This is a genomic window from uncultured Clostridium sp., assembly GCF_934754915.1.
Taxonomy (GTDB): Bacteria; Bacillota; Clostridia; order Clostridiales; family Clostridiaceae; genus Clostridium.
Genome location: NZ_CAKVKB010000104.1, coordinates 1 through 11996, shown reverse-complemented (window position 1 = coordinate 11996; position 11996 = coordinate 1). Strand labels below are relative to the sequence as shown.

Genomic DNA, 11996 nt, shown 5'->3' with positions numbered 1-11996 from the left:
CTTCTACATCAAAATATGTTCTCGCCATGTTGTAATGAATTTCACCAATCAAAAAATCATCCACAACTTCATTGTCATTATATACCATTTCCGCTTGCTTCAAATAACTGCTAGCAGAATGATATGCTTTAAGTTCTAACGCTATATCTGCTAGATTCAAAAATGTTCTGATTATTTCTTCATAATTGTTGTTCTTAACAAAAATTACATTTGATGATAGAAAAAATTTTTGAGCCATAGGAAAATCTTTCCTGAACATATATGATTCAGCTGTAATGAAGAATATTTTTGCCTTTCTGTATTCAAGATTATATTTATCTGAATAGTATAAAGCATTATCTATATATCTTTGACCTTTTTCATAATCTCCATTTAATATGCACGATTCTCCTACCTGTTCATAATAGATACTAATTTTTTCTGCTTGACTTTCTTCAGATTCCACCAAATACTCAACTGTTGTATTTAATGTAGCTGCTAAATATTCTAATAAATCCACTGAGGGATTAGATCTTCCCGATTCAACTAAACTTATCTGTCCTGGAGTTATTCTGTCTTTAGCTAAATCTTTTAAGGTCATATTAAGTTGTTTTCTTCTTCTTTTAATTTTTTCTCCTAATGATAGAATTTCCATTTTTTCAATCCTTCTCTATTCAACAAATTATTTAATCATGTTAATTTAATTTCCTTAATTATAACATAAGTTTATCAAAAACTGCATTAATTTCTGAATTTTTTTCTATATTTTATATAATTTAATCTTATTATCCAAATTATCATATATTTTTTTTACAACTATGCTATTACTTAGTGGTTATTTTTTTTAATATAAATAAAAATACTGGATTTTAAAATCCAGTATTTTGAAATAACTTTTTTATCTTATCCAGTCACACATTCCATCATATGTACATCCAGCCATATGTCTCATTTTATTACCAATTCTTCTCATATTTCTTTTAGTTCTTCGATCCATCTGTGAAAACATCATCATTTCAAAAGCAGCTCCCATTGCAGCTCCCATAATCATTCCTTTTACAAACCTTCCCATTTAGAACACCTCTTTTTTTATTATTTTATTAATTGTTCTAAAATTAGATTGTGCATTATTAGAAAAATTATTCATTTTAATAAAAAAATCAATTTAATTTAAGAAGATATAAAATATATTTTTCTTTATCCTTACTTAGCATTTTAGAAATTTTCTTTTTTGCTTCCTCAGGACTTTCTTTATATAATTCAGTTAATTCTTTATATCTTAAATACTCATCATCTTTTTTTAAATCTGTTGTTCCCATAACTTCTTCTTTAATTTGGCTGTTATCTGAATTAATCAGATTAGATTTATCTCCATATATTAATATGTTATTTAATTTATCTGGTGCAAGTGAACCTATGTTTTTCTTTATATGAATATCACTTACATATATAACATTGTCAGATAAATATTTACTAATCGTTTTATCAGAAGGTATTCCCAAAGGTTCTTTACATTTTTCATCTACAAGTTCATTAAACAAGTCTCCTGTATGACTATCTACTTTTACAAAAATCACTTCTATTCCTTTATTCATTAAATCTTGCATTTTATTATGATATTTAATAGAAGATTTTTCATTTCTTGCCCATGCTCCAGTTGCATGATGAGCAATTCCTTCATAATCATGAAATATTACAACTTTCTTTTCACCAATGCTAATTGCATATTCAACAGCACGTACAGCTCCTTTAAGTTCTCCTGCAATCTGTCGTATATTTTTTTCAGATGTATCTTTTTCAGCACCATTTTCAATATACACCACAATATTATCCTTAACACACACTAATCCATATGCAAATCTTTCATCAGAAATATTATAACTTCCATCTACATAAGCATGAAGACAATCCTTAGGATAATTTTCATCGCTCTTTTTTAGCATTTTCTTTCCTTCATTCAAGTATTTTTCAGCATCTATTCTATTTTCAAAGCTCTTGTATTTAGCTCCCTTAACGCCTTTAACATAAGATAAACATTCATTCCATGTTTCTACTATTTTATTTTCAATTTTTTCATTATTTTTTGAATCAAAACCATACTGTATTGCATATACTTTCTTAGCCATATTTATAAAAACTCCTTTTGTTACCTATTATCTTATTAAAGAGTAGATAATTCCTCTACAAATTCATATAATGTTTCCACATTTTTTGCTGCAGTAAAATTACTCAAATATTCTAAGCCATTTTTCATAACAAGCATTATATCATTATCCCCTTCCCAATTTTCAACTATAACATTCAACGGTACATCATCTACAACCTTATTTAATGCAAAAAATATAACACCAATATCATCTATGACTCCTATAAAAGGTATATTATCTGGTATTAAATCTGATGGAAACATTACATATGCAATAGCTGAAGACATAACTAATTTTGTCTTTGTAGGAACTCTTTTATCTTTGAGAAGTCTATAAATAAGTGAAACCAAATCAGGAATTATAAACAGATAATCTTTATACTCTTTAACGTTATCAGGAAGCCTTTCAGTTAATCTTTCTCTTCCAGAGGAATAATTATCTCTCAATTTAACTATATCCTTGAGTTTTTCCAATTCTTCATCTATATCCTCTTTTTCTTCTGCTTTTTCTTTAATAAGTGTCCCCGCAATTGATACTTCAATATCATCAGCTTCAATCCATAACTCCGAACTCTTAGTATATATTTCTTTCAAATTAAAGTCTATATATGGAACATCTTTCAATATCTTATCAATGTCTACAATTATAATATCTTTGCTGCTTTCAATACCAATCTCTCTAAACTGATTAGCGATTTTCTTTAAAACAAAACTTCTTATAATTCTGAATATACCTAAATTAAATATTTTTACCTTCGAAAGTCTTGCTTTAATTTTGTTTTTTTCACATCCTAATATATCAGCTTTCACAAAAAAATCCATCTTAAAGCTTTTTCGAAAGTTTCCTTTAATCTGAATTCCATCATTTATTACTGCACTTTCTAAATCCAATCCATCCACTTTTACAAATTCATTTATTATACTTAAAATGTCACTACCTAAAAGCTTCACCTTCACTTCTGATATTTTCATTATTTGTACCCTTCCCCTTTTTATATATTAATAATCAAATTTAAAACACTTTTCTATTTATCTATGATATGTTCTAATTAACAAATGTACAATTTATAATAAATGATGAAACTCTTGCAAGATTTCTTTAATTATTATGCAGTTTTGTTATTTGAACATATATCAAGTATACCATATATATATTGTCTAATTAACAATTTATAATGCCTAGTTTACATAAATCATATGATTGTGTATATTCTATAATCATAATTTATTACATATTCATTTAATATATAATTGACAATGAAAAATGAAGTTTTTGAAAGATTTCTTTGATGTTTTACATGTTATCAAATATAATTTTAATCTTGCAACATATATAATTTATTATTTTCAGCCCAATATTTAAAAAGAGATATTTGATAAACTACATCTATCAAATACCTCTTCATTAAATTATTAAAAATAAAATTTTGAGTTCTTAATTAAAATACTGGAATTACTGAACCATTATATTCTTTATTTATAAATTCTTTAACATCATCTGATTTTAATGCTTTTATCAAAGCTTGAATTTTTTCTTGATTTTCGTTTCCTTCTTTTACGACAACAATATTTGCATATGGTTTAGCTGCTTCTGAATCTTTATCTTCTTTAATAATTGCATCTGTCAACACGTTAAATCCTGCTTCGATTGCATAATTACCATTTATAACTGCTGCATCAACATCATCAACTGCTCTTGGAACTGCTGCTGCTTCTAATTCACTAAAATTCAAGTTTTTAGGATTCCCATCATCTGTTATATCTGCTGGTGTAACCAATTCTCCATCTTTAATCTTTATTACCCCATTAGCTGCTAATAATTTTAATGCTCTTGCTTCATTGGATGGATCATTTGGTACTGCTATTGTAGCTCCATCTTGAAGTTCATCAAGACTTTTTATCTTTTTGGAAAACAATCCCATTGGCTCCAAATGAATTGCTGCTACTGATTTTAAATGTAATCCTCTTGATTCAACTTGTTCATTTAAATATGGTGTATGCTGAAAGAAATTACAATCTAATGATCCTTCTTCAACTGCTGTATTTGGCTGTACATAGTCATTAAATTCAGTTATTTCTACTTTATATCCTTCCTTTTCCAATAAAGGAACTGCTGCTTCTACAATTTCTTTATGTGGCTTTGGTGTAACCCCTATTTTAATTACTTTGTCATCTGCAGAACTTCCACATCCAACTAATCCTAATGCAAGCACTCCTGCTAAAACTACTGATAATATTGATTTCTTTTTCATATTTACCCCGCCTTTTCTGTTTTAATTATTACATAAATTTGCTCATATTTATTATTTGCAGAAATCTACCTTTTAACCCTACATGCAGATTTCTTTAAATAACATTAAAATAATTTTACTATTTTGATAGTTTATTATAAAAATAATTTCCCAAAATCTGAAGCCCCTGAACTACAACAATAAGTATTATACATGTTACAATCATCATGTCAGTCTGAAATCTTTGATAACCATATCTTATAGCTACATCTCCAAGACCGCCGCCACCTATAGCTCCTGCCATTGCTGAATATCCAACTATGCTTATTATTGTCAATGTAATTCCTGATACTATTGAAGGTACTGCTTCTTTAAGCATCACCTTAAAAATTATCTGAGTATTAGAAGCTCCAAATGATTTTGCAGCCTCAATTACTCCCTTGTCAACTTCTCTTAATGCCGATTCTATAATTCTTGCAACAAAAGGTGCTGCTGCAATTGTAAGCGGAACCATTGCTGCTTCTGTTCCTATAGATTTTCCAACTAAAAGTCTTGTTAATGGAATTACTATTACCATTAATATTACAAATGGAAAACTTCTAAGTGTATTAACTATAAAATCTAAAATTCCATATATTATTTTATTAGGTTTCAAACCATCCTTAGCTGTTAATGTTAATATTATTGCTGGTATAAATCCTAAAATCACTGAAAATGTAGTGGATACAACAACCATTTCTAATGTTTCAATCAATGCTTTTACTATAATTTCATTCATTATTCAAGCACCTCCAATAAAATATCTTTATCTTCAAGATATTTTAAAACTTTATCTTTGTCTTTTTCATCTATATTTATTACTAATCCCCCTAATACTTGGTCTCTAAATTTTTCAAGCTTACCCCATACTATTGAAAAATCTATTCCAAGCTCTCTAGACATTCTGGTTATAAGTGCATTTTCTGATGAATTGCTTGGAAAATATAATTTTATATTTATTCCTGTATCTGGCAGATTTTCTTCTTCCTCTTCCCCCAAAAACTTCTTCAATGATTTTCCTGGTTTTAAAAATAAATCTTCTGCTCTACCTTCAGCACAGATTTCTCCACCATCTAATAATGCAACTCTCTCACATACTTCTTTAATAACTTCCATCTGATGTGTAACAATTATTATTGTTAATCCTAATTCTTTATTTATTCTTAAAAGTAATTGCAAAATGTCCTTTGTTGTTTTTGGATCCAATGCTGATGTTGCTTCATCACAAAGCAAAATTTTTGGATCTAATGCTAATGCTCTTGCTATTGCTACTCTCTGCTTCTGTCCACCACTTAACTCTGATGGTTTTCTGCTTTTTTTGTCTTCTAGACCAACTAACTTAAGTAATTTTAATACTTTTTCTTTAATTGCGTTTTTATCATACCCCCACACTTCAAGAGGAAGTGCTACATTATCGAAAACATTTTTTCTCTGTAATAAATTAAAGTTTTGAAATATCATACCCAATTCTTTTCTGAATACTCTAAGTTCTGAATCTTTTAATGTAGAAACTTCTTTCCCCATTACATTTACAGATCCTCCATTATAAGATTCAAGACCATTTATACATCTAAGCAATGTAGATTTACCTGCACCACTATGACCTATTATTCCATAAATTTCACCTTCATTTATAGAAAGTGATACATCCTTTATCACTTTAACATTTCCAAAATTTTTTACTACATTTTTTATTTCAACTGCTAATTTAGCTGTTGTTTTGTTTTCTGCAGTATTTTCTTTTTCTATTGTTTTCTCTATATTTAGCAAACTTTTTTCCTCCTCAATTTTTTGTTATAGTATCGCGATAACCAAAACAAAAAGCGCTAGAGAATAAATTTCCCAGCGCGAAAAAACACTTGTTATTTACTCTCTCATCTACCAGCTAAAAAGCTGCAGGAATTAGCACCGTACATATTAGTAAATGAACTAATTTATCGGTTGCTGGGCTTCACAGGGCCAGTCCCTCCGCCACTCTTGATAAGACATCAAATTATTTAATTTAGTTTATATTGTATATTATAATTATCATTTTTTCATGTGTCAATAGATTTTGCAAAATTTTATTCATTTTATTAAGATAACAACATTTCTAATATTTTACTAATATCTATTTCTTTCTTTCATAGCTCTATCAATATCTCTCTTTTGAGCCTTTTCAATCATAGCATCTCTCTTATCATAGTTTTTCTTACCTTTACAAACTCCAAGAGCTACTTTGACTTTTCCTTCCTTAAGATATAATGACAATGGAATCAATGTATATCCGTCCCTTGAAACCAACCCATCAAGTCGTCTTATTTCATCCTTATGAAGAAGTAATTTTCTCTCTCTTAAAGGATCTACATTAAATATATTTCCTTGCTCATATGGAGAAATATGCATATTTTTTATAAATACTTCTCCATTATAAATATCTGCATAACAATCTTTTAGATTAACTCTTCCTCTTCGTATAGATTTAACTTCTGTTCCTACAAGCACAAGACCAGCTTCCATTGCTTCTTCAACAAAATAATCATGTCTTGCTTTCCTATTTTCAGCTAAAGAATTCTGATTCTTTTTTCTTACCATTTTTACTCACCTACTATGGTTATATTTCTAGTCTAAATTATATTATACTAATTACACAAATATCAAGCAAACCTATAATAGATTCACTTGACATTTTATTATATGTGTTATGACTTATTACCACTTCTCAAAGCTTTTCTATCATAAATCAATCGCCTTCATTTAATTTCTATCTTTTTATCATCTCTAGTTTCTGAATTTTCTTCATTTTCAGGACTTTCAATTATTTTAAAGAATATTTCCTTATTAGGCATATCAACATGAACACATTCTACAATAACTTTATCACCAAGCTTATAAACTTTTTTGGTTCTTTCTCCTATTAATCTCAAATGATTTTCCTCAAAAATATAGTAATCATCATCTAAATCAGTAATATGAACTAACCCTTCTATTGTATTTGGCAATTCCACAAATACACCAAATGAAGTTACTGAAGAAATCACTCCTTCAAATTCTTCACCAATTCTATCCTGCATATACTCAGCTTTCTTTAAATCATCAACTTCTCTTTCTGCATCTTGTGCTTTTCTTTCCATTTCTGATGATTGTTTAGCAGCATGACCAACGATATTTTTTAATTTATTGGTTCTCTTTTCATCTATTTCACCATGAAGGTATTCTTTTATTATTCTATGAATCTGTAAATCTGGATATCTTCTTATTGGTGAAGTAAAATGACAATAATACTGGGCTGCTAATCCAAAATGTCCTGTACATTCTGGAGCATATCTTGCCTGCATCATAGAACGTAACAATAAAGTATTTACTACTGTTTCTTCACTTTTTCCTTTAACTTTTTCTATTATTTCTTGAAGAGTTTTTGGTCTTATTTCATCAGTCCAGTTAATTGTGTATCCTAAATTATATATAAATTCTTTAAATTTAGTTAATTTTTCTTCATCAGGATTTTCATGAATTCTATATACAAAAGGAATATGTGTCCAGAACATATGCTCTGCAACAGTTTCATTTGCAACAAGCATAAATTCTTCAATTATTCTATTGGCAATTGCTCTATCATAAGGTTTTATTTCGATAGGTTTTCCTAGTTCATTCAATACAATTTTAGCTTCAGCTATTTCAAAATCAATAGCTCCTCTTTTTATTCTTTTTGCTCTCAATATTTTACAAAGTTCTTCCATAGTTCTGAAATCATCTATAAGATAATCATATCTTTTCATAAGTTCTGAATCATTACCCTCAAGAATTTTTGTAACATCAGTATATGTCATTCTTTCATTAGTTCTTATAACTGATTCTACTATTTCATGATCAACAACTTTACCTTTATGATCTATTTCCATTAAACATGATAAAGTCAATCTATCTACTTTAGGATTTAAAGAACATATTCCATTTGATAATTTTTTAGGAAGCATTGGTATAACTCTATCTATTAAATATACTGATGTAGCTCTCTTAAATGCTTCTTTATCTAATGGATTATTTTCGCGCACATAATGAGAAACATCAGCAATATGGACTCCTAATTTATAATTTCCATTAGGTAATTTTTCAATTGATACAGCATCATCTAAATCCTTTGCATCTTCACCATCAATTGTCACCATTTTCACATCTCTTAAGTCTCTTCTTCCCTTATATTCACTCTTATCTATTTCCTCGGAAATACCTTCAGCGTATTTTAATACTTTTGCATTAAAATCCTCAGGAAGCCCTAGCTTCTTTATTACTATTAGAATATCAATTCCCCTATCTCCCTTTTTACCTAATATTTCAGTTACAACTCCTTCAGGCTTTCTATTTCCTTCTGGCCACTTAGTTATTTTTACTGTAACCACATCACCATCCTGAGCTCCATTTCTGTCTCTCTTAGGAATATATATATCTCTAGATATTCTTGTATCTTCAGAAATAACAAATCCAAAATTCTTCGAATCTTCATAAACTCCAACTACTGTAGTAGTATTTCTCTCTAGTATCTCTACAACTTCCCCTTCTCTTTTTCTGGTATTTGTATCTTCTCTTGTAATTTTTACAGATATCTTATCTCCATTAATAGCACCCTTCATACAGTTACTTGGAATAAATACATCTTTTTCTCCCTCATCTTCTGGAATAAGGAAACCAAATCCTTTTGCATGAGCCTGTAAAGTCCCTACAACTAAATTTTCTTTTAATTTATTATGATTTCCAATTTCCAAATCAGCTATCATAAATCTATCTTTTTTGGTTCTCATTATAAGACCTTCACGTTCCATAATTCTTAGTGTCTTTTTAAATGCATTATATTCATTTTGTTTTATATCAAATATAGCTGATAATTCTTCTAAAGTCATAGGACTATATGCCGATTCTTTCATAAAACGGACTAATGTTTGTTTTATTCCCATAATAACTTTCCTCTCTTTCCTATTTTTCATAAAGTTGTTTTATCTTGTACTTATTTTTTGAAAACTACTACAGTATTAGTTTCTTCTTAACCTTATAAATACAAAGATACTACATATTAGGAACTACTTTGAAGCACCGCCCTCAATATAATGAGGATTTTAGAATTTATAATTATAATTATAATTATAATTATAAATTTTTATAATTTTGCTAAAATAGTTATATGCACTCCATATACAAATGCAATTTATATATTCCAATTAACAATTAATAATAAAATCTCTTAAATATTTTTTAATTATTATTTTGTTTTATTATTTAGAACATATATTTAATATTGCTTTATATCTATATACTACCACATTAATCATTCTTCATGTATATTTTCTACCATAATATTATTTAGTATTATCATATATTTTCTCTTTTATAATTTTATTTATTATAGATTTCAATCAGCAATATATTTCAATTAACAATGTACAATGGACAATTGACAATGAATGGTGAAATCTTTTCAAGATTTCTTTAATTATTATGTGGTTTTATTACTGGAATATATAATTGACAATTTACAATAAAGTATAAAAAAGTGTCTACACCACACCTGCTTTGTGGATAACATTTTAGTAGCTCCATACCTCTTACAATCCATTGATATCACTAAATTTGAGTTTTCAAAAATTCTATAATTCCCTGTACAAAAAAAGATTAAGCATAATGATGCTCAATCTTTCTTTAGGTTAATTATCACTTATTAAGATTATTCTTATTCATATATTATATACATTTTTTTAATAATTATTCATTCAAATATTGTTTTGAAAAAATTAATCCTCAAAAGCTTGTGATAAATCATAGATAATATCATCAATATGTTCAGTACCAATTGATAATCTTATTGTATTTGGTTTGATTCCCTGTTCTTTTAATTCTTCTTCATTTAACTGTGAATGTGTTGTACTTGCTGGATGTATTACTAGAGATTTAACATCAGCTACATTTGCAAGTAATGAGAATATTTCCAATTTATCTATAAATGCTTTTGCTTCTTTTTCTCCACCTTTAATTTCAAATGTGAATATTGAACCTGCTCCCTTTGGGAAGTATTTCTTATATAAATCATTGTATTTGCTGTCTGGTAATGATGGATGGTTTACATTTTCAACCTTTGGATGATTCTTTAAGAAATCTACAACCTTTAATGCATTTTCAACATGTCTTTCAACTCTTAATGATAATGTTTCTAATCCTTGTAATAGTAAGAATGCATTAAATGGACTTATTGTTGCTCCTGTATCTCTTAAAAGGATTGCTCTTATTCTTGTTACGTATGCTGCTGCACCTACTGCTTCAGCAAATTTTATTCCATGATAGCTTGGGTCTGGTTCTGTTAATTGTGGGAATTTTCCTGAACCAATCCAGTCAAATTTACCTGAATCAACTATTACACCTCCAAGAGATGTTCCATGTCCTCCTATAAACTTAGTTGCTGAATGTACAACTATATCTGCACCATGTTCTATTGGTCTGAAAAGATATGGTGTTCCAAATGTGTTATCAACTATTAGAGGAATCTTATGTTTATGTGCAATTTCTGCTACTTTATCAATATCTATAACATTTGAATTTGGATTTCCAAGTGTTTCTATATATAGTGCTTTTGTATTTTCCTTTATTGCTTTTTCAAAATTTTCTGGTTCATCTGGATCTACAAATGTTGTTGTTACTCCATATGCAGGAAGTGTGTGTGCTAAAAGATTGTATGATCCTCCGTAGATTGTCTTTGCTGCTACTATGTGATCTCCAGCTTTTGTTATATTTTCAATTGCATAAGTTATTGCTGCTGCACCTGATGCTACTGCAAGACCTGCAACTCCACCTTCTAATGCTGCAACTCTGTCTTCAAAAACTCCCTGAGTTGAATTTGTTAGTCTTCCGTAAATATTTCCTGCATCAGCTAATCCAAATCTTGCTGCTGCATGTTCACTATTTCTGAATACATAAGATGTTGTCTGATATATTGGTACTGCTCTTGCATCTGTTGCTGGATCTGGTTTTTCCTGTCCTACATGTAATTGTAATGTTTCAAATTTTAATTTTCTTTCTTCTCTACTCATATTTTTTGCCCCCATTTTATAATATTTTTAATTTTCCATCTATAAATCATTCTAAGTAGATAATATTACTATGATTTAAAGATGACAGCTTTGTTTTTCTTTTTTATTTCAGCATTTATCAAGATTCTGAATTTCATTTGATCAATGTATTTTATAAACAAAAAAGCTGATTTCTCAAGATAAGAAATCAGCATTATATTCTTAATACACAAAACCTTCTTCTTATCTCTCAGATATAATAAAATACCTGCAGGAATTAGCACCTTAAACAAAATATATATGATAAATCATCCAGGTTGCCAGACATCACAGGGCCAGTCCCTCCGTCTTTCTTGATAAAAAACTATTTACTTTTTAAGTATTCTTAGCGAATTACTATGTTATTAATATACAATCTTTTTACATATATGTCAACACTTTTTATAAAATTTATTTTTTAAATTTTTCTTTTAATCCCATGCAGGACTGGCTGCTGCTACTTAAAATGTAATCAAATATAAACATTTTAAGAATATTACTGTTTCAATGTATCTGCTTTTGCTATTAAAG

At 28.4% G+C, this 11996-nt stretch carries 10 protein-coding genes and 2 riboswitches; all 10 genes read right to left on the bottom strand.

The genetic code is table 11. The features are described 5' to 3' along the window. Positions 1-634: helix-turn-helix domain-containing protein (locus tag Q0F58_RS13790; protein ID WP_294377601.1), on the bottom strand; the 634-nt coding region annotated here is incomplete at its 3' end. 243 nt (positions 635-877) lie between these two features. After that, on the bottom strand, positions 878-1051 hold the full coding sequence (locus Q0F58_RS13785; RefSeq protein WP_294377598.1) for a YtxH domain-containing protein: 174 nt from the start codon (positions 1049-1051) through the stop codon (positions 878-880). Between the two features lie 88 nt (positions 1052-1139). After that, entirely contained in the window at positions 1140-2105 is a 966-nt protein-coding gene (locus Q0F58_RS13780; protein WP_294377595.1) for a ribonuclease H family protein, read from the bottom strand. A 35-nt stretch (positions 2106-2140) separates the two neighbouring features. Next, positions 2141-3097 carry a YkvA family protein gene (locus tag Q0F58_RS13775; protein ID WP_294377591.1) on the bottom strand — a complete coding sequence of 319 codons (957 nt, stop codon included), beginning with the start codon at positions 3095-3097 and terminating at the stop codon, positions 2141-2143. A 467-nt stretch (positions 3098-3564) separates the two neighbouring features. Beyond that, the gene (locus Q0F58_RS13770) at positions 3565-4377 is read right to left on the bottom strand and encodes a MetQ/NlpA family ABC transporter substrate-binding protein (protein ID WP_294377589.1); all 813 of its coding nucleotides are present in this window, start codon (positions 4375-4377) and stop codon (positions 3565-3567) included. Positions 4378-4495: 118 nt separating this feature from the next. After that, positions 4496-5134, bottom strand: a complete 639-nt coding sequence (locus Q0F58_RS13765; protein WP_294377584.1) for a methionine ABC transporter permease — start codon at positions 5132-5134, stop codon at positions 4496-4498. Then, positions 5134-6156: a methionine ABC transporter ATP-binding protein gene (locus Q0F58_RS13760; RefSeq protein WP_294377603.1), complete on the bottom strand. Its 1023-nt coding sequence runs from the start codon at positions 6154-6156 to the stop codon at positions 5134-5136. The genes Q0F58_RS13765 and Q0F58_RS13760 overlap by 1 nt, the downstream gene beginning before the upstream one ends. A 110-nt stretch (positions 6157-6266) precedes the next feature. Beyond that, a riboswitch (SAM riboswitch) is annotated at positions 6267-6382 on the bottom strand. Between the two features lie 116 nt (positions 6383-6498). After that, positions 6499-6969 carry an SsrA-binding protein SmpB gene (smpB, locus tag Q0F58_RS13755; RefSeq protein ID WP_294377582.1) on the bottom strand — a complete coding sequence of 157 codons (471 nt, stop codon included), beginning with the start codon at positions 6967-6969 and terminating at the stop codon, positions 6499-6501. A 158-nt stretch (positions 6970-7127) separates the two neighbouring features. Beyond that, on the bottom strand, positions 7128-9326 hold the full coding sequence (gene rnr, locus Q0F58_RS13750) for a ribonuclease R (RefSeq protein WP_294377579.1): 2199 nt from the start codon (positions 9324-9326) through the stop codon (positions 7128-7130). Positions 9327-10157: 831 nt separating this feature from the next. Beyond that, a complete protein-coding gene (locus Q0F58_RS13745) occupies positions 10158-11447 on the bottom strand; it encodes an O-acetylhomoserine aminocarboxypropyltransferase/cysteine synthase family protein (RefSeq protein WP_294377576.1) in 1290 nt (429 codons plus the stop codon). Between the two features lie 219 nt (positions 11448-11666). Continuing rightward, positions 11667-11789, bottom strand: a riboswitch (SAM riboswitch). Positions 11790-11996 lie beyond the last annotated feature (207 nt).

Coding starts and splice junctions, on each gene's coding strand:
- Q0F58_RS13785 (WP_294377598.1), bottom strand. CDS start 1,051: ATGGGAAGGTTTGTAAAAGGAATGATTATGGGAGCTGCAATGGGAGCT.
- Q0F58_RS13780 (WP_294377595.1), bottom strand. CDS start 2,105: ATGGCTAAGAAAGTATATGCAATACAGTATGGTTTTGATTCAAAAAAT.
- Q0F58_RS13775 (WP_294377591.1), bottom strand. CDS start 3,097: ATGAAAATATCAGAAGTGAAGGTGAAGCTTTTAGGTAGTGACATTTTA.
- Q0F58_RS13770 (WP_294377589.1), bottom strand. CDS start 4,377: ATGAAAAAGAAATCAATATTATCAGTAGTTTTAGCAGGAGTGCTTGCA.
- Q0F58_RS13765 (WP_294377584.1), bottom strand. CDS start 5,134: ATGAATGAAATTATAGTAAAAGCATTGATTGAAACATTAGAAATGGTT.
- smpB (WP_294377582.1), bottom strand. CDS start 6,969: ATGGTAAGAAAAAAGAATCAGAATTCTTTAGCTGAAAATAGGAAAGCA.
- rnr (WP_294377579.1), bottom strand. CDS start 9,326: ATGGGAATAAAACAAACATTAGTCCGTTTTATGAAAGAATCGGCATAT.
- Q0F58_RS13745 (WP_294377576.1), bottom strand. CDS start 11,447: ATGAGTAGAGAAGAAAGAAAATTAAAATTTGAAACATTACAATTACAT.